We start from the raw sequence: 25,163 nt of genomic DNA on the forward strand, positions 1-25,163 counted from the left end.
GAAAGACGGAAAAACCAATGAAAAAAATAGATCAAAAAATAGAACAAGGTGTTATAAATACTTTAAAAGTAAATAGGGTTAGTGAACCTGGAATTTATCTAATAAGTGGTGATGAAACAGAAGTTCTATTACCAAATGCTTATGTAAATAAAACTATGCAAATAGATAGTTTAATTGATGTTTTTATATATACTGATAGTGAAGATAGGCTTGTAGCTACTACATTAAAACCATATTTATATCTAAATGAGTTTGCAAATTTAAAAATAGTTGATAGTGCAAAATTTGGATATTTTGTTGATATTGGTTTAGCAAAAGATTTATTAGTTCCAAAAAATAGGCAAAAAGGAAGTTTTAGTGTTGGTGCATATAAAGTTTTACAAATGCAGTTTGATGAAAAAACAAAAAGATTAATTGCAAGTGAAAAATATATTTTAGAAAAAGAGCCAAAAAATTTAAAACAAAATGATGAAGTAGAGATAATTTTATACTCAAAAACTCCACTAGGATTTAAAGTAATTGTAAATAATCTTTATGAGGGTATGATTTTCCACTCTGAAGTTTTTGAAAATCTAAAAATTGGTGATAAAAAAAGAGCTTATGTTAAAAAAGTAAGAGATGATAATAAATTAGATATTAGTTTGCAAAAAATAGGGCAAAAAATAGATGATAATAAAATTATTGAAATTTTAAAAAATAGTGGGGGAAGTATAAATTTTACATATAAAAGTGATGTAGAAGATATAAAAAGAGTTTTTGCTATGAGTAAAAAGTCTTTTAAAGCAACATTAACAAAGCTTTTGGAAGAGAAAAAGATTATTTTGGAAGAGGATAAAATTAAGCTTTTTAATTAAGACAAACTTTATCCTAATTGAATATAATTACAAGATATTTTAATTAAAAAAGGAGATATATTTTATGGCAACAGTAAAATTTCACGGTGAAGTTGATGTAAACTTAAGTGGTACAGAGTTAAATGTGGGTGATATTGCTCCAGTAGTTACTGGAGTTGCTGCTGATTTAAGTGATATTCAAATTGGTGGACAACAAGGAAAGGCTCAAATTATTTTAGCAGTTCCATCACTAGATACTGGTGTTTGTGCAAAAGAGGCAAAAAGATTTAATGATGAAGCAGCAAAAATTTCTCATGCTGATATAATTATTGTATCTATGGATTTACCATTTGCTATGAAAAGATTTTGTGCAACAGAAGGAACAACAAATGTAAAAGTTGCTTCAGATTTTAGAGCAAAAGCATTTGCAAAATCTTATGGAGTTTTACAAGCAAATGGACCATTGGCTGGATTAACTGCAAGAGCAGTATTTATTGTAAATCCTTCAGGAAAAATTACTTATAAAGAGATTGTTCCTGAAATTACAGATGAGCCAAATTATGATGCAGTTTTAGTTGCAGCTCTTGAAGCTACATCAACAGCTTGTTGTGGAAGCTGCCACTAATAAAACTTTTAGGCAAGATTTTCTTGCCTAAACTCTTTTTTTATCTATTATTAATTAAAAAGTTGTAATATTGTTTAAATCTCCAAAGAAAGGATTGTTTATGCAAAAAATAATTAAATCTATGTTTGTTTTAATGTTAAGTCTCTCATTTTCTAATGCTTCAATGGTTGAAGATGGGGTTTTGGAACTTGAAAAAGGAAATGTTTTAGAAGCAGCAAATATATTTAATAGTGCTTGTCAAAAAGGTGCATTTGCTGGTTGTTATAATTTGGGTTTGATGTATTTTCAAGGTAATAATATTGCCAAAAATTATCCAAAAGCTTATGAATTTTTTACAAAAGCGTGTAATGAAGGACATAATCAAGCATGTTTTAATCTTGCTTTTATGGATGAGAAAGGTTTGGGAGTAAATCAAAATGTAGATAAAGCAATGAGTCTATATAGTAAAGTTTGTGAAGAAGGAAATGCTAGTGCTTGTTTTAACCTATCAGCTATTTTTGAAAATCAAGGTGATAATTTTAAAAATGTAGATTTCCTTACAAAAGCTTGTAATTTAGAACATGCAAAGGCTTGTTATAATCTTGCTTTTAAATATTATAATGAAGAGGGTGTGGAGTTATCACCTTTAAAAGCTGTGAATTTATATCAAAAGTCTTGTGATTTAGGATATTCAAATGCTTGTTTTAATTTAGGTGTTGCATATTTGGATGGAAAGTTTTTTGCTGTAAATAAAAGTCAAGCAAAATTTTATTTTGATAAAGCTTGTTCTTTGAATAATGAAAAAGCTTGTGAAGAGTCTAATAAACTTTAAATTTTAAATAGGAATGTCTTTTTATACATTTTATGTAAAAAAATTTTCTAAAAATTATTTAGATAAATGAAGATTTAAGAAATAATATATAATAATGATAACTTATATCATATAAATAGGAAGTGTAATGGATTATAGAATAGAAAAAGATACTATGGGAGAGATAAAAGTTCCAAATAATCAATATTGGGGAGCTCAGACTCAAAGAAGTTTGGAAAATTTTCCAATTGGTGATGAAAAAATGCCAAGAGAAATTATTGAAGGTTTTGCTTATCTAAAAAAGGCTTGTGCAATTGTAAATAATAAACTAAAAAGATTAGATGATGTTAAAACTGATGTTATTTGTAAGGCTTGTGATGAAGTTATAAAAGGTGATTTATCAAAAGAGTTTCCTTTAGTTGTTTGGCAAACTGGATCAGGAACTCAATCAAATATGAATATAAATGAAGTAGTCGCTTCAAGAGCAAGTGAACTTTTAGGAAAAGATTTTAGAGTTGAAAAACCTATTCATCCAAATGATGATGTAAATAAAGGTCAAAGTTCAAATGATACTTATCCAACTGCAATGAGAGTTGCTTTTGTTCTTGAAGTACAAAAAAGATTAATTCCAGCTATAAATATTTTAAAAACAACTTTAGAGAAAAAAGTAAAAGAGTTTGAAAATATTGTAAAAATTGGAAGAACTCATCTTCAAGATGCAACTCCTTTGACTTTAGGGCAAGAGATCTCAGCTTATGTTGATATGTTAGATAAAGCATTAGCTCAAATTGATGATTCAATGAAATATATTGTTGAACTTGCTATTGGAGGAACTGCTGTTGGAACTGGATTAAATTCACATCCAGATTTCTCACCAATGGTTTGTGATGCTTTAAATGATTTAACAAAAACAAAATATGCTTTCAAATCTCATCCAAATAAATTTCATGCTTTAACATCTCATGATGGAGAAGTATTTTTAAGTGGAGCTTTAAATGCCCTTGCTTCAAATTTAATGAAATTTGCAAATGATATAAGATGGCTTTCAAGTGGACCTAGATGTGGAATAGGAGAGATTACTATACCTGAAAATGAACCAGGAAGTTCAATAATGCCTGGAAAAGTAAATCCAACTCAAAGTGAAGCTATGACAATGGTTGCTGTTCAAGTTATGGGAAATCACTCAACTATAAGTATAGCTGCTAGTCAAGGAAATTTTGAATTAAATGTATTTAAACCTGTTATTGCTCTAAATATAATTCAATCAATTAGACTTTTAAGTGATACAATGGTTGCATTTAATGATAATTGTGCAGTTGGAATTGAACCAAATTTAACAAATATAAATAAATATTTAAATGACTCTTTAATGCTTGTAACTGCATTAAATCCATATATTGGTTATGAAAAAGCAGCTTTAATTGCAAAAACAGCTCATAAAAATGGGACAACACTTAAACAAGAAGCATTAAATCTTGGAATTTTAAGTGAGCAAGAGTTTGACTCTTATGTAAAACCAGAAGATATGATTAAACCTAGTTTATAATTACGGAGATATGATTGAAAGAGTTAGAAAAAGTTTTCTTGGTTGATGAGTTTGAGGAAGGTTGGGGAATGGAGGAGATAGTTGTTTGTGATGAACAACTATTTGATTATTGTATAGAAGTTCTTTTTATCCCTGAAGATAAAATAGAAGAGCTAAATATGATAGATAATGAGTTAGAAATTGTCTTAAAAGATTTAGAAGATGAAGATGCTAGTGAAGATTGGTATGTAAATCTTCTTAAACACTCAAAATATAATTAAAGAAAGGAGCAACTTTTTGTTGCTTCTTTTATCAAATATCTATAAATAAGGCTTTCTTGCCCAAAATCAAGTAAAATTTTGTAATAAAAGGTTAAAATCAAATAATTTAAATTTAGGAGATTTTTATGAGTTCGTGGTATAAAAAATTTTCATCACAACCACATCAACCATTTTTTACAAATGGAATTCTTTTTTTTACACTATTTATGCTTTTATTCTTTTTGAGTTATTCAAATATTTTGGATTTAGATTTAAATCTTTTAACTTATCATGCATATAGTTTAATTTTTGTTGTATTTATTCAGTTCTTTTTAGGATTTTTATTTGTAGTTTTCCCAAAATTCTTGATGCAAAGTGAAATAGAAGTTCAAGAGTATATGAACCAATTTCATATATATTTTATAGGAAGTATTGGAATTTTTATCTCTATAATCTTTTTCCCAAAATTTGTTTTTTTATTCCAAATTTTACTTTTATTTGCACAAGTTTTGAGTTTTAAGCTACTTTATTCTATTCATAAAAAAAGTATTATGCAAGATAAAACTGATACAAAATGGGTTTTAATCTCTTTTGCAGCTGGACTTGTATCTCATTTGTTATTTATAGTTTCACAGTTTGATTTTAGTTCATCTTATTTAGTTTCAAGAATTGCAATAAATAGTGGATTTTATCTATTTTTATTTATGATTATTTTTACAATTTCTCAAAGAATGATCCCCTTTTTTACAAGAGTTATGGCTCCAGAATATATTATAAATAAAACTCCAAAACTTCTTGATATTCTTTGTTTATTACTTATTTTAAAAGTTTTTTTATTAAGTTTTGATAATCCAAAATTAAATTTAATAGCAGATATTCCACTTTTTATTTTTATTTCTAAAGAGTTAATACGATGGAAACTTCCTATTTTCCAAATGCCACCAATTGTTTGGATTTTACATTTAGGTCTTTTTTGGATTCCTATTGCCTTTTTAATCTCTATTATTGAAGGTATTATGGTATTTATAAACCCAGAGTTTTTCTTTGAAAAAGCTGTAATTCATACTTTAGCTATTGGATATTTTGTAACAGTTTTAATTGGATTTGGAACAAGAGTTATTTTAGGACACTCTGGAAGAAAAATACAGACAGATAATTTCTCAATAATAATTTTTATTTCTGTACAAATTCTGGCTTTTTTTAGAATTTTTACTTCAATTAGCTCTAATTTAAATCTAAATTATACATTATTAATTGATGTTACAGCACTTTTATTAGTAGCAACTTTAATTATTTGGTCTAGTAGATATGTAGTAATTTTAGTAGAAAATGAAAAAAAAGTAGAAGAAAAACCAAAATGGAAAGCTTGATTAATTTTCGATTAATCTTTTTTGTATATAATTTCAATATAAGTTAAGTTGATTAATTAACTTAATTTATAGAAAATATTTTTTTAAGATAAGTTTCTTAAATAGATAATTTTTATGTTTCCTTGTGTATGAAGAGAGTCGCTTCCCCTAGGCGACTCTCTTTTTTTTTATCTATATTTAACTCCCATTATAATACTATTTCAAAATGATTTTACTTTTTAAACAAAATATATAAGCCTTATTTATGCCATTATCAAATCTAAATGAAGAACAACTAACTGCAGCAACTTGCCAAAGTGGATATAATTTAATAATTGCAAGTGCAGGAACTGGGAAAACATCAACAATTGTTGGAAGAATTGCACATTTAATAAATAATGGTGTCAAACCAAAAGAGATTTTATTACTTACTTTTACAAATAAAGCTGCAGTTGAGATGATAAATAGAGTCTCTAAAATTTTCTCAAAAGAGATAGCAAAAGAGATTATGGCTGGAACTTTTCACTCTGTTTCATATAAACTTTTAAAAGAGTTGGAAGTAAATATTACTTTAAAACAACCAAATGAGCTTAAAACACTATTTAAATCTATTTATGAAAAAAGAGTTTTTATGGATAGAAATGAGGAAGCAAATCCTTATGATGGTGGATATTTATATGATATTTACTCTTTATATTTAAATTCAAATAATAGTGAAGATTTTACCTCTTGGATAAAAGAGAAAAGTCCAGCTCATGAAACATATACTCTAATTTATGAAGATGTTATAGAGGAGTTTAATACTCTAAAAAAAGAGTATGGTTATGTAAATTTTGATGATTTACTTACAACTATGCTTGAAGTTTTAAAAGATAAAGATTTTGCTTTTAAAGAGATACTTGTAGATGAATATCAAGATACAAATCCTTTACAAGGACGACTTTTAGATGCTTTTAGACCAAAATCTCTTTTTTGTGTTGGAGATTATGATCAAAGTATTTATGCTTTTAATGGCTCTGATATTGGAATTATCTCTACTTTTGCAAAAAGATATAATGATGCAAATGTTTTTACTCTTAAAAGAAATTATCGTTCTACAAAACCTATTTTAGATTTAGCTACTAAAGTTATTGAGTTTAATGAAAGAGTTTATCCTAAAAAACTAGAAGTTGTAAGAGAACAAAATATTCATCAGCCAAAACTTTTAGTTTTTAATGAACTCTTTTCACAATATGAGTATATTTCTGAGTTAATATCAAAATCAACAACTCCTCATAGTGAAATAGCAATAATTTATAGAAATAACTCAAGTGCAGATGGAATAGAGGCAAATTTAAGAGAGTTTTCAATTCCTGCAAAAAGAAAAGGCGGAATGAGCTTTTTCGATGCTATTGAGGTTAAATTTCTTCTTGATGTTTTAGTTTTACAAATTTCAAGTAATGATATGATGGCATTTATTCATATAATTGAGCATGGAAAAGGAATAGGAAAAGCAATAGCAAAAGATATTTTTGATGCACTTATAAAATTAGGAGAGGGTAATTTATTAAATGGTTTTTTTCAACCAAATCAAAATATAAATAATCCCTATGAGAGTAGGGTAAAGAACCAGCAACTTGGACTTTTTGATGATTTTATGGAGCTTGGAAGTATTTCTAAATTTAAAGATTGTAATTTTGAAGAGAGTTTTTTAGCAAATCCTATTTTAAAACATCCAAAACTAAATATTGATGGTGCAAAATATATTTATGATATATATTTACTTTTTAAACAGTTAAGAAGAACAAAAAATCCTGAAAATTTACTCTCTATGATAAGTTCATCAATGGCTTATTCAAAAATAAAAGATATGTTATCGACAAAAAGAGCTACACAAAAAGATGGAGAAGTAAATCCTATACAAAAAACAAAGGCTTTAGCAAAGATAAATAGAAAAGCTATGTTACTTAAAAATTTAGCTAAAAATTTTTCTGATTTATCAAAGTTTATAAACTCTATGATTTTGGGTGGAAGTGAACTTAGTGAAGGTGAAGGAGTAAATCTTTTATCAATACATGCAAGTAAAGGTTTAGAGTTTAAAGAAGTTTATGTAATAGATTTAATGGATGGAAGATTTCCAAATAGAAAACTTATGAGTAAAGGTGGAAGTTTGGAAGAGGAGAGAAGACTTTTTTATGTTGCAGTTACAAGAGCAAAAGATATTTTATATCTATCTTATGCAAAATATGACAAAATAAAGAAATTAACCTTTGTGGCAAGCCCTTTTTTAACAGAAGCTGGAATGAAAACAGATGATGAACCACAACAGTAAGTATAGGAAAATATGGAAAAAATAGTTTTAATAATAACAATTTGTATGATAATTATGGCAGCTCCAATTGTAGCAAAGATTTTAAAGATACCTGTAGTTGTTGTAGAGATAAGTTTAGGTTTAATTTGTGGTTATTTAGGACTTATTTATGCTGATGAGACTTTAAAACTTGTAGCTAAATTTGGATTTATCTATCTTATGTTTTTGGCAGGTTTAGAGATAAATTTCAAGCTTGTAAAGGTCATAAAAGCTACATTAGCTGTTAATGTAGTATTATATTTTGTACTTTTATATACACTTGCAGGTGCTGTTTGTTGGTTTTTTGATTTAGGTTTAACATATTTTGTTGCACTTCCTATTTTCTCTTTAGGAATGTTGATGATGCTTATTAAAGAGTATGGAAAAGATGAACCTTGGTTAAATCTTGCTTTATCTATAGGAGTTGTAGGAGAAGTTATTAGTATTTTAGCTTTAACTTTATTTGGTGGATGGACTGAATTTGGATTGAGTAGTAAATTTTTTACTTCAATACTAACAATTATAGCTGTTGTAGTTGTTACTATTTTACTCCTTAGATTTTCATATATGATATTTTGGTGGTTTCCAGAAGTTAAAAAATATCTTATTCCAGATAATGAAGATGATAAACACGATCAAGATATAAGATTCTCAATCTCACTACTTTTAATTTTGGTATCAATTATGCTTATTTTAAAAATAGATGTAGTTCTAGGAGCCTTTACAGCAGGGTTGTTCTTTAAAATGTTTTTTAATCAAAAGCAAGAGTTACTTCATAAAATAGAGTCTTTTGGTTTTGGGTTTTTTGCACCAATATTTTTTATCTATACGGGTTCAACAGTAAAACTTGATATGGTTACAATTGATATTTTACAACATGCCTTTTTTATTATGTTTACAATTATTTGTATTAGAATTATTAGTTCATATTTAGTTTTCTTAAACTATTTAAAACTAAAACAGACAACACTTTTTGCATTAAGTGATTCTATGCCACTTACTTTTATGGTTGCGATTGCAATGCTTTCATATAATTATGGATTAATTTCTGAAGATGAATATTTCTCATTTATTATTGCGAGTATGTTAGATGGATTACTATTAATGATTATTATTAGAAAATTATATAAATATTTTAAATTAGATATAAAATCTGATACAGAAATATTAAAAAGATAAGAAGTATAAGCTACTCTTTTTATTATTATAACTAAAGAATATTGATAAAAATCATTTGGTAACAAATGCTATTTTTATGCTATTTTATTGAGTATTTTAGTAATTTTCTTATAAGAAAATTTAATATTTTAAGTTTTATTTTATCTTATAGGCTCTATAATGTATATGACATTAGAATTAAAAAATAGTCAAAATTTTATAGGAGGTTAGTTTGGATAGTAGTAAAGCTTTAAAAACTACAAAAGAGAAATCTGTTGTAGAAGCTACAAGTAGAAGAGATTTTTTTAAAAAAACTGCTATTTACTCAGCTGGTGCTTTAAGTGCTGCATCTGTATTATCACCTGTTTCTCTTAGAGCAGATGATCCTGCAATAATCAATGATGCACCTTGGGGACAAAAGTTAGGTGATGTAGTAAATAAAAATCCATATGGTATGCCATCACTTTATGAACATAATAATATTAGAAGAACACATGACCTATTATCTTCAGGTGATGCTTATGCCTCAATTTCAATGTGTCCTATTCATGAATCAGAAGGGATAACAACTCCAAATGGCTTATTCTTTACAAGAAACCATGGTGGAACTGCACAAATTGATCCAAATGAATATAGATTGATGATTCATGGTAAAGTTAAAAGAGAGGTTGTTTTAACTTTAGAGGATTTAAAAAGATATCCAAGCGAAACTAGAACATATTTTATTGAGTGTCCTGCAAATGGAAGTCCTGAATGGAGAGCACCACAATTTAATAGCTTACAGTTTATGAAAGGAATGATGAGTTGTGCTCAATGGACAGGAGTAATGCTAAAAACAATATTAGATGATATTGGTTTAGAAAAAGATGCTGTTTGGATGTTAGCTGTTGGAAGTGATAATGCTTCAAATCCAAGAACGATTCCTGTTGAAAAAGCTCTTGATGATGTTATGGTTGTTTGGGGACAAAATGGTGAAGCTTTAAGAGCTGAGCAAGGTTATCCTGTAAGACTTGTAGTTCCAGGTTGGGAAGGAAATTTAAATACTAAATGGTTAAATAGACTTGAATTTAGTGATAAACCTTGGCATGCAAAAGAGGAGACTTCAAAATATACAATGCTTCAAAAATCTGGAAAAGCTATTAGATTTTTCTGGGTAAATGAGGTAAATTCTGTAATTACTAAGCCCTGTCCTGAAAAACCATGGACACATCTTAAAAAAGGTGATATGGTAGAGATTGAAGGGATTGCTTGGAGTGGACATGGAACTATAAAAGGAGTTGATATCTCTTTTGATGGTGGAAATAATTGGGTTGAAGCAAAACTTAAAGGTCTAGTTCTACCAAAATCTTGGACAAGATTTAGTTATATTTATAAATGGGATGGAAAACCTCTATTCTTATCAAGTAGAGCTTATGATGATTTTGGAAATATTCAACCAACAATTGATGAAGAGACAAGCGCAGTTGGAGTTGAATCTGTTTATCACAGAAATGCAATTGTAACTTGGGAAATAACAGAAAAAGGAGAGTGTAATAATGTTCATATTAGAAAACATCACAAAGCTTAAAAATACTGTTTTAAGCATTGGTTTAGCTACACTTTTAGTAAATTCAGTTTATGCTGCTGACTCTTCTGTTGATGGTGCTGTTAAATATCCAATTAAAGATGGAAAATATACACAATATCATATAAATACTCAAAGTATGAAAGGTTTTAATCTTGGTCGAGAAGCAACTCCTAAAGAGATTGCCGCTTGGAATTTAGATGTAATGTATGATGGAACAGGTTTGCCAGAGTTTGATATGAAACATGGTGAAGTAGTTTTAGATGAAGATGGAAAGCCAAAAAAAGCACAAGGTAGTGTAGAGTTAGGAAATGAACTTTATGATGCACAATGTGTTATGTGTCATGGAGATTTTGGAAGTGGTGGAAAAGGTTATCCAAAATTAGCAGGTGGAACAGTAGCTTCACTTAAAAATCAAAGATTAAATCCAGCAGATGCTCATCCAAATCCTGATAGCCCTGATAGAACTATAGGATCTTATTGGCCATATGCTAGTACACTTTTTTGGTATATTCAAGAATCAATGCCTTTTAATAATCCAAAAACTTTAACAAATAGTGAAACTTATGCTTTAACAGCTTATTTATTGTCATTAAATAATATTACAATTGATGGTGAAGAGCTTGATGATGATTATGTTTTAGATAAAGAGAAGTTTTTAAAAATTGTAATGCCAAATGTAGATGGATTTTATCCTCAAACAAATACACCAAATAATCCAAAGCAAGGTGTAGAAAATATGACTAAACTTTTAAGTGATCCAACTATATATGGAAAAGGTACAAGATGTATGAAGGATTGTGTTAAAGGTGGGATTGATAATTTAGTTCTTAGAATTCAAGATGATTTATCAAAAACTGCAAATGAGCCACTTTCTACTGCAAGAGATTTACCAAAAATTGATGCAAGTAAAACTATACCAGGACAGGTTGGTTATGAAAACTCTGGTTGTTCGGCTTGTCATGCAAATGCAGCAATTGGTGCACCTGTTGTTGGAAATAAAGATGCTTGGGCAAAAGTTACTGAAAAAGGTTTAGAGAAAGTTTACTCTAACGGAATAAATGGTATAAATGCTATGCCACCTAAAGGTGGAGCTGATATAAGCGATGAAACATTTAAAGAGATTGTCGATTATATGATTAATTCTAGTAAGTAAAGGAGAGACTATGAATATATTCAAGAATATAGCAACTGTTTTAGCTTTAAGTTCTTTATTTGTTATTGGTGCTAATGCCGATGATGAATTAGTAAAAAAAGGCGAAAAGATTTTTATGACAAATACAAAAGGAAATTGTTTGGCTTGTCATGCTGCAAATGGTAAAGCTATTGATGGTCCAGGAAATATGGGTCCAAAACTCCAGTTTTTAGCATTATGGCCAGAAGAAGCTTTATATGATAAAGTTTTTGATCCATCAACATCAAATCCAATTACAGCTATGCCTGCATTTGGAAGAAATGGTTGGTTAAGCCCTGATGAAATAAAAGCAGTAGTTGCTTATTTAAAAACAATAAATTAATAAAAAGGATAAAATATGTTAAATAGAAGAAATTTTTTAGGATTAGGATTAGGTGTATTAGCCGCTGCTACAGTTCCTGCACAATTAAGTGCTGAAGATTTTAGAGTAAGTAAACCAAAAGCTTGGACTGCTACAAAAGTTGATGAGGCAATTAAAGAGATTTTCGGAACTAATGCTACAACAGAAAGTGGAATTAATTTAAAAGCTCCAGAAATTGCTGAAAATGGTGCAGTTGTTCCTATATCTTTTGATACAGAATTAAAAGCAAGTAAAATTGCAGTATTCCAAGATGCAAATCCAGAGAGTGCTGTTGCAGTATTTACTGTAAATGATAATATGGTTTTAGATTATGCATTTAGAATTAAAATGGCAAAAACAGGTAAAGTAACAGTAGTTGCAGATGTTGGTGGAAAATTACATTCAGCTACAAAAGAGATTAAAGTTACAATGGGTGGATGTGGAGGTTGATATTATTCAACAATTCACAAATAGATTTTAAAAATAAATATAATATAAAATAATAAAGGATATAAAATGGCAGGAACTACAAAAATTAAAGCAAAATTAGACAAAGATGGTGTTGTTGAGGTTAAAGCATTAGCATCTCATGAAATGCTAAGTTATCAAGAGGCTGAAAGAGCTAAAAAAGAGCCAAATTTTATTACTTATGTAATTGCAAAAGTTGGAGATAAAGTTGTTTATGAAGCATCTACAAGTCAATTTTTATCAAAAGATCCTTACTTTAAATTTTCATTTAAAGGTGTAAACAAAGGTGATACTATTGAGATGACATGGAAAGATTTAAAAGGTAATACAGATACAAGTAGCGAAGTAATCAAATAATTTTTTGATTAAAAAATAAAAAGGAGAGGTAACATGTTTTCAAAAATAGTTAAATCTACTACATTTTTACTATTTGCAGCAACTACTTTAAGTGCTGCAAATTTTAATGCAGGAGCAGAAAAAGATAGACTTGAAATGATTAAATATTTTGAGGCAAAATTTGAAGATCCAGCAAAAAATTTAAATAGATTTTTTCCATATTCAGATGAGGAAGAGTTGGCAACAAAATATGATAAAGGGCTTAAACATATGGATTTCAATATTGGAAGTTATGCATATTCAAAAGATGCAAAATTTCAATATGAGCAACTAAAAGAGATGCCACCATATGATTATGCAATTGATAAAGGTGAAGAGTTATATACTAAAAAGTTTGCAAATGGTAATTCATTACAAACTTGTTTCCCTGATTTAACAAATGCAGGAACATATCCATATTTTGATGAGAAAAGTAAAAAAATGGTCTCTTTAACATCTACAATAAATGACTGTTTAAGAGCAAATGGAGAGAAAGAGTGGGATACTAAAAAAGGTCCTTTAGCTGAGTTTCAAGCTTATTGGGTAAATGAAAGTAAAGAAGCTGGTAAAATTTTTGATATAAAAATTAATAGCCAAGCTGAAAAAGATGCTTATGAAAGAGGAAAAGAATATTACTATACTCAAAGAGGTTATTTAAAACTCTCTTGTGCAACTTGCCATGTTCAAGGTGCTGGTCAAAGAGTTAGAAATGAGATTTTATCTCCACTTGTAGGACAAGTTACACATTTCCCTGTTTTAAGACTTAAATGGACAGATATTGGAACAGTTGAAAGAAGATTATCTGGTTGTGTTGTAGATCAAGGTCAAGTTCCTCCTAAAGATGAGAGTCAAACTATGATTGAGTTACTATATTTCTTAGCTTATATGTCAAATGGTATGCCAGTTGATGGTCCAGATGTAAGAAAATAAAAGGATTTATTATGAAAAGTATTTTTAAAATTACAGTAATTTCTGCAATATTATCTTTAACTCTTACAACTTTAGGTGCTGAAGATTTCTCAAAATTAGATGTAAAAAAAGAGTGTGATGTTAAGGCAAATGGTGTTGAAAAAGTTATCCAAACAGCTGCTAAATATAATGCTATAGCAAAAGAGCATCAAGTTGAATTTATGAGATTAGGTATGAAAGCTAGTCAATATATTGAAGCTACACAAGAGGCTTTAAAAAATGGTGCTAAAGAGATAGCAATAGTTGATGAAAAAGCTAAGCCAACAGGAGAGATGGTTTCTATAGAGTTCGCTGCTTGGAGATCTTGTAGTTTTGCAATTAGTGCTTTAACACAAGAGATACAATCAAAAGAGAACTGGAAATTAGCTAGTCCTAGTGATGGTTATAAGTATTAAGAAAAACTCTTAAGAAATTTTAAAAAGTCAAGAGTAATCTTGACTTTTTTTATTTATAAAAAGGAATAGAAAATGAGTAAACTAAGTAGAAGAGAGTTTGTTTATATGATGGCAATCTTAGGAGCTGCTCCTGTATTTGCAAATTCACATACAAGAATGGTAGAGACTTCAAAAAAACTTGAAGATTATTATAAATTAAAACCATTTGGAAATGCAAGATTTATACATATGACAGATAGCCATGCACAGCTTTTACCTGTATATTTTAGAGAACCTAGTGTAAATTTAGGTCTATTTTCTAATTTAGGAAAACCACCTCATATTGTTGGTGAGAAATTTTTAGATTATTATGGAATTAAAGGGAATAAAAGATTAGAGTATGCACTTTCATGTGTGAATTTTGAAGAAAATGCAAAAGTTATGGGGAAAACAGGTGGTTTTGCTCAAATTAAAACAGTAGTTGATTTTTTAAGAGATAGTTTTGGAAAAGATAAAACTCTATTCTTAGATGGTGGGGATACTTGGCAAGGAAGTGCTACATCTTTATGGACTAGAGGTAAAGATATGGTTGGAGCATTAAATTTACTTGATGTTGATATTTGTGTTGGACACTGGGAGTTTACTTATACAGCTGAAGAGGTTTTAGAAAATGTTAAAGCGTTAAAAGCTGAATTCTTAGCGCAAAATGTTTTTGTAAAAGAAGATGCTTTAATGAATGATGCTCCAGCTTTTGATGAAGATACAGGGCATGCTTTTAAACCATATACTATTAAACAAATGGGTAATGCAAGAGTTGCTATTATAGGACAGGCTTTCCCATATACAACTATTGCAAATCCACAAAGATTTATTCCTGATTGGACTTTTGGTATCTATGATGATAGTATGCAAAAATTAGTTGATCAAATAAGAGATGAAGAGAAACCAGATGCTGTAATTGTACTTTCTCATAATGGTTTTGATACAGATAAAAAAATGGCAGAAGTTTGTACAGGTATAGATTTTATTATGGGTGGACATACTCATGATGGTGTTCCTGAAGCAGTTCCAGTTACAAATTCAAAAGGTGTAACTTATGTTTGTAATGCAGGATCTAATGGTAAATTCTTAAATGTCCTTGACCTTGATATTCAAAATGGAAAAATTAAAGATTTCAAATTTACACTTCTTCCAATTTTTTCTGATTTAGTTCCTGAAGATAAAGAGATGAAAAAATATATTGAAGATGTAAGATTACCATATTTAAAAGAGCTAACAAGACCAATTGCAACAACTGAAGAGACTCTATTTAGAAGAGGAAACTTTAATGGTTCTTGGGATCAAATTATTTGTGATGCTTTAATTGAAGTAAAAGGTGCACAAATTTCTTTAAGTCCTGGATTTAGATGGGGAACATCAGTTTTAAAAGGTCAAACTATTACTTTTGATGATTTAATGACACAAACAGCTATGACATATCCTGAAACTTATGTAAGAGATATAAAAGGTAGTGATTTAAAAGATATTTTAGAAGATGTTGCTGATAACTTATTTAATGAAGATCCATTTTATCAACAAGGTGGAGATATGGTAAGAACAGGTGGAATATCATATAAAATAGATCCAAAAGCTAAAATGGGAAGTAGAATTTCTGATATCGTTTTAACAAAAACTGGAGAAAAAATAGATGCTTCTAAATCTTATAAAGTTTCTGGTTGGTCTACTGTTGGATCAAAATCTGAAGGTGAACCAGTTTGGGAAACTGTTGAAACATATTTGAAAAATATTAAAAATATTAGTAATCTTAAAATTGATACTCCTGATATTGTTGGAGTTAAGGGAAATCCTGGGATTATTTGATAAAAGGCACAAAAATTGTGCCTTTTTCTATTTAAAAGGTATAAAATATATTTTTTAAATGGAAAAAAGGAGAGTTTATGAGATTTATTTTTATATTTTTAGTTTTTATTTTAAGTTTATATGCAAGTTATGAAGATGGAAGAAAAGTTTTTGAAGAAAAATGTATTTCTTGCCATAAAGAGTATATACCTTTAAATTTAATAAAAGAGAATTTTTTTGAAAAAGATAATAGCTTATTGAACTTAAAAACTCCAACAGCAAATATGATAGTTTGGGCTATGATGGATGGACCAAATAAAATTGGAGATCCAAATGAACCTGATATTCAAGTTTTAGAAATAGAGAAATTTTTAAAAGAGTATTTAGAGAATCCAGATAGATTTAACTCAATTTGTGATGATACAGTTATGAGCTATTATGATAATAAACCTTCTATGAAAGGTGAATTGACAAATCAAGATTATATTGATTTAAGTTACTACTTTTTGGATTACAAAACAAATTTAAAAGAGGATTTAGTTGTAAAAGAGCCTTTATTTAAAAGTGATGAAGAGAGGCAATTTTTAGAAAAAGCAAAAAATGAAGCAAAAAAAATTATAGTTTATGCAACTTCAAAAACTTGTTTTTTCTGTAAAAAGATGGATAGAGATGTTTTATCTTTAAGTGAAGTAAAAGATTTTAGTGATAAAAACTATATTTTTATAGAGGTTGATATGGATAATTCATCTTTACCTTTTGATTTACAAAAAAATTATAAAAAGATAACACCTAGTTTTTTTATTGTAGATGAAAATGGAAATTTAAATAATCAATATCCTGGGTCTTGGTCAAAAAAAGATTATATAGATATTTTGAAAAAGAATGTAAGATGAATAATATAGGAAGAGTTATAGAAATTTTTAGTGCTACAAAAGATAGTAGTGGACTTCCTAGACCAAAGGTTGAGAACTTAAATTTAATAGAAGATTATGGAATAGAGTTTGATAAATTTGCAGGTAAAAAACTAGACCAAACAGTTATGATTGTGGGATTAAAATCTTATGAAATAGCAAAATATAGTGGTATTGAGTTAGTTTTTGGAAGTCTTGGTGAAAATATTTTATTGGATTTTGATCCTCATAATTTTGAAGTTGGAACTATATTTAAAATAGGGAATGCTTTGATTCAAACAACACAAATTTGTACCGTTTGTAATCATCTTAATGTTTTTGCCGAAGAGTTACCTAATCTTTTAAAAGGGCATAGGGGAGTTTATTGTAAGATTTTAAAATCAGGAATGATAGAAAAAAATATGAAAGTGGAGATTTATAATGTTTAAAAAAATGTTTTTGATTTTATGTTTAGTTGGATTTGCTTTTAGTCAGACAAAATTTAGTGAACCACAACCTAGTTTTGAAGCTCCAAGAAAAGTGGTTTATTCACTTTATGTAGGAGATGTTAATACTGTTAGCCATACAATTGGTTCTATGTATAATATTTTAAAAGAGTATCCATCTGAGAGTTTAAAAATAGTAGTTGTTGCTTATGGAAAAGGACTTAGAGCTTTAAAAAAAGATTATGATAAAGCTACTCAAGATAGAATTAAATCACTTATGGAGTATGATGTAGAGTTTGTTGCTTGTAGAAATACTATGGAGACAATGGGTTGGAAAGAGAGTGATTTTATAGATAATATCTCTTATACTCAAGCTGGAATTGTTGAAGTAATTGAACGACAAGTTGATGGATATATTGGAATTACAGCTTATTAAAAAGGAGAGAAAATGTTAAAAAAATCGTTAATTTTAGTATCAATTTTATTTGCAAATATAGCTTTTGCAAATATCTCAAAAGAGGATTGTGAAAAGAAAGGTGAAGATTTTATCTTTGCAAAAAATGAGTGCATAAACTTTAAAGAGTTTGAAGGTGAAAAGAGTGGATTAAATATAATAGTTCATGGAACTTGGGATGAAGGGACAGATATTATTGCAAGGTATTCACCTTTTGCTGAAGATATTTCAATGAGTAGTGAAGTTACAACTTTAGCTCTTGCCCTTCCAGGATACTCAAAAAGTTCATCAAATAGTTTAAAAGCTATTGGTTCTAAAACAGAAAAAAATTTAGCTGCAAAAAAAGAGTATGCTGAATTTTTTGTTGAGTTAGTTGAAGCTTTAAAAGAGAAATTTGATAATCCAAAAATAACTATTATTGCTCATAGTGCAGGTTGTATGTTAAGTGCAACAGCTATTGGACTTAAGCCAAATTTAGTGGATAATTTAGTTTGTGCTGGTGGAGTTTATGATATTCATAAAAAAGTTCCAGAAGATAAAAGTTTAATAAGTGTAATTGATGTAATAGATAATATCTCAAAAGATACAAAAATAGCTATTGTTTACGGAACACAAGATGATATTTCAACTCCTCAAATGAGTAAAGAATTTTATGAACTGGCAAAGAAAAAAGGTTTAAATGTTGAGCTTGTTGAAGCAAAAGATGCTCCACATATGGAACTTGAGATGACAAAAGAAGCTAAAGAGATTATTGAAAAATATCTTGAAGAATAAGGCTTAAATATTAAAAGTAGGGATTTTATCCTTACTTAAAAAACAAATAAAATCTATTTTTTGATTAAAAGTGGTGTAAATCTCTTTTATAAGAGATAGATTAATTTAAATCATCACTAAACAACTCTTTAATATCAACTTCTAATATATGAGCTATTCTAATTAAGTGTTCAAGATTAAAATGTTTACCTCTTTTTAAACTTTCCGCATTAGTGTAAAAAGTAGCTGTAGTAAACCCCATAGATAAAGCTATGCTCTTGTGATATTTTTTTAGATTGCCTTATAGCTTTAATATTGGCGGATATACGCTTATAAACTTTTTCTATATCTTCATTACTAAGTTCTATATAAAATTGCATTATTGTAACCTATTGGTTAAGTTTATTTTTACAATTTAGTGATAAGATTATTTTTATGTTACAACCTACTGGTTATATAAATCTAAAGAGGTATTAATGGAAGCTAAGATATTAACATATGATTCTAGTAATGGTACTGGAACATTAATAACAAGAGAAAATGAGAAGAAGAATTTTTCAATAACTGAATGGTAAATTATCTGTACAAAAGCAAGTTAATGAAATATCACAAAAATTAGCTCAATTAAAAATAAAAAAAGAAAAGTATATTAATGGTTCAATAGCTAATGGATGGAAACTTATAAATGATAATGAAGAGGGATTTGTAATTGAAGAAAAGTTTTTTTCATTTGGGAAATTTTCTCTTTGGTTTATAATCTCTTCTACTCCTTTATCTTTTCTTATAGGTCCTTTTGGAATAATTGTTTCTCTCATCATACTATTAATTTCAGGTATAGCATATAATATTACAATATTAAAAGGTGTAGTTGATAAGGAAAACTTTATTATAAATATAACTAAAGATGATAGAAATTATAAGCAATTAACTATAGATAATAAAGATAATGATTCGAAAAATAGGCAAAAAAAGCAAAATAAAGAAGATGCTTATTGGAGCTTATAATGATATAAGTTTCTAATAATAGTAGGTGAATTATATTGTATTTTATTCAAGTTTGAGATAATATTAACTATGAAGTTTGTTTTTTAACTTATATTACTATATATAACTAGGAAAAATAAAAATAAATAATATTGAAAATAAATTTACATTAATTGAAGTATAAAGTGTAATATAAAAAGTGGTGCGAATGGTGAGAATCGAACCCACACTCCAAAACTGGAACGGGATTTTAAGTCCCGCGCGTCTACCTGTTCCGCCACACTCGCACAAGTGTGAATAAAACACAAATGGTGGTTCGAGACAGAATCGAACTGTCGACACAAGGATTTTCAATCCTTTGCTCTACCGACTGAGCTATCGAACCATTTTGTGAATTTTAAAAAAGTGGTGGTGAGAGAAGGATTTGAACCTTCGAAGCCGTAGGCGGCGGATTTACAGTCCGCAGGATTTGACCACTCTCCAACCTCACCATAATAAAAAAACTTAAACTTTTGGATGGGGTAGAAGGATTCGAACCTTCGAGTGACGGTACCAAAAACCGTTGCCTTACCGCTTGGCGATACCCCATTAATTTAAGTGGACGGAATTATATAATTGTAATTATTAAAACTAGCTAAAATTCTAAGCCTTTTATGAGATTACTCATAAAAGGCTGGAATTGGAGGAAAAGTATCAAATGACCTTTTTAAAGCAAAAGTTATAGAATTTCTATTCTTATGGTTTTGCATAGGGTTTGAAAATTGTAAATATTTTATAGACTCATCAGCAGTTTTCTCTTTTTTATATACAAAAGCGATTTTTTTACCACTTTTTACACTATTTTCATAGATAGTTTTTGCATAACTAAAAATATTTGGAAACTCTTTTTCATTTATTTTATCTCCCCAGCAAAAATATACAAATTTACCATTTGGAATATAGTTTTGTGCATCTATATACATAATATCTCTATCAAATTCTGTATTTTGACTAGAGTTATATTTTTCTAAATCTTCATTAAATTTTGATAGAAGTGTACTTGAATCAACATGTGGTTCAATTAGATTAAATAGGTTTTTAACCTCTACAATTTTTCCGCTACAATGTTCACTCATGGCTTGTTTAAATGCTGTTATATAGTTTTCACATTTTAACTCTATTAGTGAACCAAACTCTTCAAAATCTTGTTTTAGTAGCTCTTTATTTGAATCAAAACCAACTGGGGTAACCACTGGATTATAGATAAATACTGTACCTATGATACTCTTTTTTCTATCATCTTTTGATTTTATTAAACTTTTTAGCTCTTTAGGGCTAATCTCTTCATCTTCTTTATTGAAATACATATAACTTTTTGTTAAAAATACCTCTTCATATTTTGTTTCTATCTCTCCAAAATATTGCATAATTCTCCTTTAATCTTTTGAATTTATATAAGTTCTAAAATCGCCACACTCTTTTAGTAGCTCTTTGTAGTATTTTGTATCTGAAAAATCTTTTTGAAGTGTATCAAAATATTTTGCTCCACTTGATTTTATAAAACCAGAGTAAATCTGACCATAATTCCATTCATTATTATAAGTTGTATATTTATTGAAGTAATTTTCTTCTAAATTTAAGTCAAAAAGTGCTAATTTTGTTTTTGAGATGGAATAGATTATTTTTGCTTTGAACTCTTTATCTTTTGTATTTTCTAAAGCAATATTATAATGTTTTAAAGCAAGATTTAGTTTCTCATTTTGTAAATCTTTACTTTGGATACTATAAGAGTGTCTGTAAATTACAGTTACTCTATCAACACTTCCAAAATAGCTTAAGTTATATAAAGCATTTGCCAAAAGATAGTTATCCATAGCACTTTTTGGATTTTTTTCTAACTCTTTTTTAATAGAAATTGTTTTTTCAAGAAACTCTTTTATAGTCATAGAGTTATTAGAACCTTTTCTATTATTTCCTTTTATAAATGAGTTGAAAGGATTGAATTCCATTTTTTCATTTAAAATAGGATTTTTTGTCTCCAAAGCCTCTTTAAATTTTAGATTATTTATAAGAGCTTTTGTTTTTGCTGTTTCAAATGAGTTTTCAATATATATTTTTGACTCTTCTATTCTATTTTTAAATTTAGTTTGGAAATGCTCTTTTATTTTTGAATTTGGTTTTTCATTCATAAAAGCTTCAAATTTTTGAATTAGTTCTAAATCAAACTCTCCAAAATCTAAATAGTTGATATTTAGTGCTAAAAAGGCATTTAATTTATCATTTTGTTTTTCATAAAGTTTGTTTAAGATTACTCTAAAAGTGTAATCGTGAATGGATGTTGAAAAGTGTTCATCTTTTGTTAGTTCTTGCATTTTTTCATATATTTCATTTTCAGTTTTTATATCTATAATTTCTAGTTTGTTTAAATATAAAATATAGTTTAGTGTTTGAACTTCGTGTGAATTTGGGTACTCATTTAATAGTTTTTGTGTAGATTTTATTGCTTGCTCAAAACCTTTTTCATAAATACTAAAATATGCAAGGCTTAAATCAACCATATACATATTATCTTTTTTTATAGTTTTTAAAAACTCTACATACCCTTTGGGGAACTCAAATTGAGTCTCTACATTTTGATTGAAAAATAGTTGAGAAGTTAAAAGTTCTCTAAATAAAAGTAGATCAAACCATTGTGAATTTTTATCTATATTGTAAATATTTTTTAACTCTTCTAAAGAGTTACTAGAACTATCTAAAGACCGAAGAAGATAAAATTTTGTTTTCTCTTCATTATTCTTTGCTAGTTTTAATAGAGCATTAAATTGTTCATCACTTTTTATATATTTAAAATTATAGAAGCTTAAATGTGAATTTATAGCTTTTTTATCTAAAAGTTTAGAAAACTCATAAACACCTTCAATAGTTTTCTCATTTTTTACTAAAGCTCCAGCATAAAGAGCTTGAATCCAATCTTTTAATACTGTTTCTTTATCATTTTTTAGAAGATATTTATATTTTTCATATATTTTTAAAGGCTCTTTAAAATTGTAGTGAGCAAGTCTAAGAGCTAAATAAAAATATCTAAGTTTTAAATACTCTGAATTTGAATTATTAAGATTAGTTAAAGCTTCTGGAATAAGTGTATCTATATTACAATTATTTGAAGGTATTCTATAATTGTAGTAATCTGAAACTACACAATTTTCTTGTTTTTCTACAAATTTTATATACTCTAAGAGTTCACTATCTTTTATTTTTTCAAGATTCTTTCTTTTGTAAATAAACTCTTCTAGTTCTTCAATACTATATTGATTTTTTAAATCTTCTTGCCATTGTGCAAGATTTGCTAATTTATTTATAGTATCATAATTATATATAAGTGAGTTATAATCAGCTGGGTGACTTAAATCAGAATAATTCAGGAAAAAATAATCTCTATTTTCAACAAAAACAAACTCTTTTTCTTGAGGGTCTATCCAAAAACCACAAGAAAAAAGTGATGAATTTATAAAAATTGTAAATAGGAGAACTTTAAAAAACACAATAAACTCCTATTTTTTCGAATTTATATAAGTTCTAAAATCGCCACACTCTTTTAATAGCTCTTTGTAGTATTTTGTATTTTTATAATTTTTTTCTAAATCATCAAAATATTTTGCACCATCAAGTTTTAAAAATTTTTCATAGAATTCGTCATTTAATCCATAGAAATATTTTTGTGTATTGTTTCTCCAAAATGAGCTACCTTGTTGTGGATATTCTTCATATTTTAGATCAAAAAGTGCTAATTTTGTTTTTGATATTTGATAAGTTATTTTTGCTTTTAATTCCTTATCATTGCTATTATTTAAAGCTATTTCATAATGTTTTAGTGCAAGATTTAATTTTTCCTCTTGAAGTTCTGGAGTATGAACAAAAACAACACTTCTATGTGATGTTGTAGCTTTCGAAGAGTTTCCATAATAGCTTAGATTATATAGAGCATTTGCATAAAGAAAATTATCTATAGTGCTATTTGGATTCTCTTTAAGAACATTTTTTATTTCTAAAATTTTTTCTAAAAAATCTTTTATAGTTAAATCATTTTGTTTACCATTTCTATTGTTACCTCTTATTAAACCATTAAAAGGGTTATACTCTAAACTTGAATTAAGAATAGCTAAATTTGTATCTAGTGCTTCTTTGAATTTTAGATTATTTATTAAAAGTGATATTTTTGCATAGGCAAACTCCCCATCATTATCTATTAGAGTTTGGAATTTTTTTTGTAAATATGTTTTTAATTTTGAGTCTTGAGGTTTTACTAAAAACTCTTCAAATGTTTTGAATTTTTTCATATCTAAAATAGTGTAATTAATATAAGAAGAGTTTTGTGCCAAAAATAGATTAAAATCTAAACCTTGTTTTTTATATAGTTTTGATAAAACTTCTAAAGTGTATTCATAAATTGTATTTGATGTATGGTTTTCATCAATTAACTTTTCTATTTTATCAATAATAATATTTTCAGTTTGGCTATCTATTTTTTCTAAAGATTGTAGATATAAAAGATATGCTACTGTTTGTACTTCATGAGAGTTAGGATAATCTTTTAAGAGTTTATTTAAAATATTATTTGCTTCTTCGAATTTTTTTGTATATAAATTGAAATATACTAAACTTAAATCAACTAAATATCTATTTTCTATCTCTAAACTATTTAGAAAATCTATATATTTTGTATAAAAAATAGTATCTTCCTCAAAATTATTCTCAAAGTAAATATCTTCATTGAAAAAAGTTTGAGATTTTAGAAGTTCTCTATATAGTAAAAATTGGAGCCATTTTGAATTTTTATCAAGATTGTAAATATTTTTCATCTCTTCTATAGCATTACTTGAACTATCTAATGCTCTTAATGTATAAAATTTAGCTTTTTCATCACTATTTTGTGCAAGATTTAAAAGTGAATCAAAATTTTTCTGATCTCTTATATAGAAAAAATTGTATAGTGCTAAATGTGAGTTTATAGCTTCATCAAATAGCTTAGAAAATTGATAAACACCTTTTGCTATTTCTCCCTTTTTTATTAAAGCTCCTGCGTATAAAGCATCTATCCAATCTTTTACGATTGAGTTTGAATTTTGAACTAAATAGTAATATTTTTTATATATTTCAAGTGGATTTTTTTTGTGATAGTGAGCTAGTCTAAGAGCTAGGAAAAAGTATCTTTGTTTGTAAAAATCTGTTTTTGCCTCTTCTAGTTTTTTTAATGCTTTTGGAATAAAATTTGTACATCTTGAAGGTTTTGATTCTTCAAAATTTGCAGTTGTGCAGTTTTCTTGCTGATAAACAAAGTTTATATAATCTTTTGCTTCAAGATCTTTTAGATTTGTAAGATTTTTATTATAGATAAAATCTTCTATCTCTTCAGCTGTATAAACATCATTTAACTCTTTTTTCCACTCTTTTATATTCTCTTTTTTGCTCTCTTGTTCATATAAATAGATAATTTCATTATAAATTGAAGGATCATTTAAATCTTCACTAAATTTTAGAAAAAGATTATCTTTTTTTTCTAAAAACATATATTTTATACTATTTGGATTCCAATAATCAGCACAAGAAAATAGAGATAACTTTAAAATTAAAGTGGCAAAAAATATTCTTAAAATCATAATATTC

At 27.6% G+C, this 25,163-nt stretch carries 25 protein-coding genes and 4 tRNA genes; 20 read left to right on the forward strand and 9 right to left on the reverse strand.

The features are described from left to right. The first annotated feature begins 26 nt into the window (after positions 1–26). The 20 genes from AFAEC_RS03725 to AFAEC_RS03820 all read left to right on the forward strand — a co-directional run bounded on the left by AFAEC_RS03725 (position 27) and on the right by AFAEC_RS03820 (position 18,557). Positions 27–854 carry a CvfB family protein gene (locus tag AFAEC_RS03725; RefSeq protein WP_026805918.1) on the forward strand — a complete coding sequence of 276 codons (828 nt, stop codon included), beginning with the start codon at positions 27–29 and terminating at the stop codon, positions 852–854. A 64-nt stretch (positions 855–918) separates the two neighbouring features. Continuing rightward, positions 919–1,458, forward strand: a complete 540-nt coding sequence (gene prx-suh / locus AFAEC_RS03730) for a thiol peroxidase Prx-SUH (RefSeq protein ID WP_026805917.1) — start codon at positions 919–921, stop codon at positions 1,456–1,458. Positions 1,459–1,558: 100 nt separating this feature from the next. Next, a complete protein-coding gene (locus AFAEC_RS03735) occupies positions 1,559–2,269 on the forward strand; it encodes a tetratricopeptide repeat protein (RefSeq protein WP_172658621.1) in 711 nt (236 codons plus the stop codon). 127 nt (positions 2,270–2,396) lie between these two features. Further along, positions 2,397–3,794, forward strand: coding sequence for a class II fumarate hydratase (gene fumC / locus AFAEC_RS03740; RefSeq protein ID WP_026805915.1), 1,398 nt, complete (start codon positions 2,397–2,399; stop codon positions 3,792–3,794). A gap of 14 nt (positions 3,795–3,808) precedes the next feature. Further along, complete coding sequence (locus tag AFAEC_RS03745; RefSeq protein WP_026805914.1) at positions 3,809–4,054, forward strand: hypothetical protein; 246 nt, start codon at positions 3,809–3,811, stop codon at positions 4,052–4,054. A gap of 125 nt (positions 4,055–4,179) precedes the next feature. After that, entirely contained in the window at positions 4,180–5,403 is a 1,224-nt protein-coding gene (locus AFAEC_RS03750; RefSeq protein WP_026805913.1) for an NnrS family protein, read from the forward strand. A 244-nt stretch (positions 5,404–5,647) separates the two neighbouring features. Next, positions 5,648–7,693, forward strand: a complete 2,046-nt coding sequence (locus tag AFAEC_RS03755) for an ATP-dependent helicase (RefSeq protein WP_026805912.1) — start codon at positions 5,648–5,650, stop codon at positions 7,691–7,693. Between the two features lie 12 nt (positions 7,694–7,705). Beyond that, positions 7,706–8,890, forward strand: a complete 1,185-nt coding sequence (locus AFAEC_RS03760) for a cation:proton antiporter (RefSeq protein ID WP_026805911.1) — start codon at positions 7,706–7,708, stop codon at positions 8,888–8,890. A 211-nt stretch (positions 8,891–9,101) separates the two neighbouring features. Continuing rightward, on the forward strand, positions 9,102–10,436 hold the full coding sequence (soxC, locus tag AFAEC_RS03765) for a sulfite dehydrogenase (protein ID WP_026805910.1): 1,335 nt from the start codon (positions 9,102–9,104) through the stop codon (positions 10,434–10,436). Further along, positions 10,405–11,589: a c-type cytochrome gene (locus AFAEC_RS03770; RefSeq protein ID WP_026805909.1), complete on the forward strand. Its 1,185-nt coding sequence runs from the start codon at positions 10,405–10,407 to the stop codon at positions 11,587–11,589. Before soxC ends, AFAEC_RS03770 begins: the two co-directional genes overlap by 32 nt. A 10-nt stretch (positions 11,590–11,599) precedes the next feature. Then, the gene (gene soxX / locus AFAEC_RS03775; RefSeq protein WP_026805908.1) at positions 11,600–11,950 is read left to right on the forward strand and encodes a sulfur oxidation c-type cytochrome SoxX; all 351 of its coding nucleotides are present in this window, start codon (positions 11,600–11,602) and stop codon (positions 11,948–11,950) included. A gap of 15 nt (positions 11,951–11,965) precedes the next feature. Next, positions 11,966–12,418: a thiosulfate oxidation carrier protein SoxY gene (soxY, locus tag AFAEC_RS03780; protein WP_026805907.1), complete on the forward strand. Its 453-nt coding sequence runs from the start codon at positions 11,966–11,968 to the stop codon at positions 12,416–12,418. Between the two features lie 66 nt (positions 12,419–12,484). Then, positions 12,485–12,793, forward strand: a complete 309-nt coding sequence (gene soxZ, locus AFAEC_RS03785) for a thiosulfate oxidation carrier complex protein SoxZ (protein ID WP_026805906.1) — start codon at positions 12,485–12,487, stop codon at positions 12,791–12,793. Positions 12,794–12,826: 33 nt separating this feature from the next. Next, positions 12,827–13,741: a sulfur oxidation c-type cytochrome SoxA gene (gene soxA, locus AFAEC_RS03790; protein ID WP_026805905.1), complete on the forward strand. Its 915-nt coding sequence runs from the start codon at positions 12,827–12,829 to the stop codon at positions 13,739–13,741. Between the two features lie 11 nt (positions 13,742–13,752). Beyond that, positions 13,753–14,175 carry a hypothetical protein gene (locus tag AFAEC_RS03795; RefSeq protein ID WP_081754513.1) on the forward strand — a complete coding sequence of 141 codons (423 nt, stop codon included), beginning with the start codon at positions 13,753–13,755 and terminating at the stop codon, positions 14,173–14,175. 72 nt (positions 14,176–14,247) lie between these two features. Continuing rightward, complete coding sequence (soxB, locus tag AFAEC_RS03800; protein WP_026805903.1) at positions 14,248–16,014, forward strand: thiosulfohydrolase SoxB; 1,767 nt, start codon at positions 14,248–14,250, stop codon at positions 16,012–16,014. A 77-nt stretch (positions 16,015–16,091) separates the two neighbouring features. Further along, positions 16,092–16,886 carry a thioredoxin family protein gene (locus tag AFAEC_RS03805; RefSeq protein ID WP_026805902.1) on the forward strand — a complete coding sequence of 265 codons (795 nt, stop codon included), beginning with the start codon at positions 16,092–16,094 and terminating at the stop codon, positions 16,884–16,886. Continuing rightward, the gene (locus AFAEC_RS03810) at positions 16,883–17,332 is read left to right on the forward strand and encodes an MOSC domain-containing protein (RefSeq protein ID WP_026805901.1); all 450 of its coding nucleotides are present in this window, start codon (positions 16,883–16,885) and stop codon (positions 17,330–17,332) included. Before AFAEC_RS03805 ends, AFAEC_RS03810 begins: the two co-directional genes overlap by 4 nt. Beyond that, the gene (locus AFAEC_RS03815) at positions 17,325–17,765 is read left to right on the forward strand and encodes a DsrE family protein (protein ID WP_026805900.1); all 441 of its coding nucleotides are present in this window, start codon (positions 17,325–17,327) and stop codon (positions 17,763–17,765) included. The genes AFAEC_RS03810 and AFAEC_RS03815 overlap by 8 nt, the downstream gene beginning before the upstream one ends. Before the next feature lie 12 nt (positions 17,766–17,777). Next, positions 17,778–18,557 carry an alpha/beta hydrolase gene (locus AFAEC_RS03820; RefSeq protein WP_026805899.1) on the forward strand — a complete coding sequence of 260 codons (780 nt, stop codon included), beginning with the start codon at positions 17,778–17,780 and terminating at the stop codon, positions 18,555–18,557. Between the two features lie 100 nt (positions 18,558–18,657). On the opposite strand, the gene AFAEC_RS12200 is transcribed toward AFAEC_RS03820, so the two are convergent. The 9 genes from AFAEC_RS12200 to AFAEC_RS03865 form a co-directional block, all read right to left on the reverse strand. Then, entirely contained in the window at positions 18,658–18,798 is a 141-nt protein-coding gene (locus tag AFAEC_RS12200) for a hypothetical protein (RefSeq protein WP_225442396.1), read from the reverse strand. 358 nt (positions 18,799–19,156) lie between these two features. Continuing rightward, a complete protein-coding gene (locus tag AFAEC_RS03830) occupies positions 19,157–19,354 on the reverse strand; it encodes a hypothetical protein (RefSeq protein ID WP_148294537.1) in 198 nt (65 codons plus the stop codon). Positions 19,355–19,720: 366 nt separating this feature from the next. Beyond that, a tRNA-Leu gene (locus AFAEC_RS03835) sits at positions 19,721–19,807 on the reverse strand. Between the two features lie 22 nt (positions 19,808–19,829). After that, positions 19,830–19,905, reverse strand: a tRNA-Phe gene (locus tag AFAEC_RS03840). 21 nt (positions 19,906–19,926) lie between these two features. After that, positions 19,927–20,011 (reverse strand) — tRNA-Tyr (locus tag AFAEC_RS03845). 22 nt (positions 20,012–20,033) lie between these two features. Beyond that, positions 20,034–20,108 (reverse strand) — tRNA-Gln (locus AFAEC_RS03850). Between the two features lie 71 nt (positions 20,109–20,179). Continuing rightward, positions 20,180–20,926, reverse strand: coding sequence for a hypothetical protein (locus tag AFAEC_RS03855; protein ID WP_026805897.1), 747 nt, complete (start codon positions 20,924–20,926; stop codon positions 20,180–20,182). Between the two features lie 9 nt (positions 20,927–20,935). After that, positions 20,936–23,041: a hypothetical protein gene (locus AFAEC_RS03860; RefSeq protein WP_026805896.1), complete on the reverse strand. Its 2,106-nt coding sequence runs from the start codon at positions 23,039–23,041 to the stop codon at positions 20,936–20,938. 9 nt (positions 23,042–23,050) lie between these two features. After that, the gene (locus AFAEC_RS03865; protein WP_026805895.1) at positions 23,051–25,156 is read right to left on the reverse strand and encodes a hypothetical protein; all 2,106 of its coding nucleotides are present in this window, start codon (positions 25,154–25,156) and stop codon (positions 23,051–23,053) included. Between the last annotated feature and the right edge of the window lie 7 nt (positions 25,157–25,163).

Source organism: Aliarcobacter faecis (genome assembly GCF_013201705.1).
GTDB classification, from domain to species: Bacteria; Campylobacterota; Campylobacteria; order Campylobacterales; family Arcobacteraceae; genus Aliarcobacter; species Aliarcobacter faecis.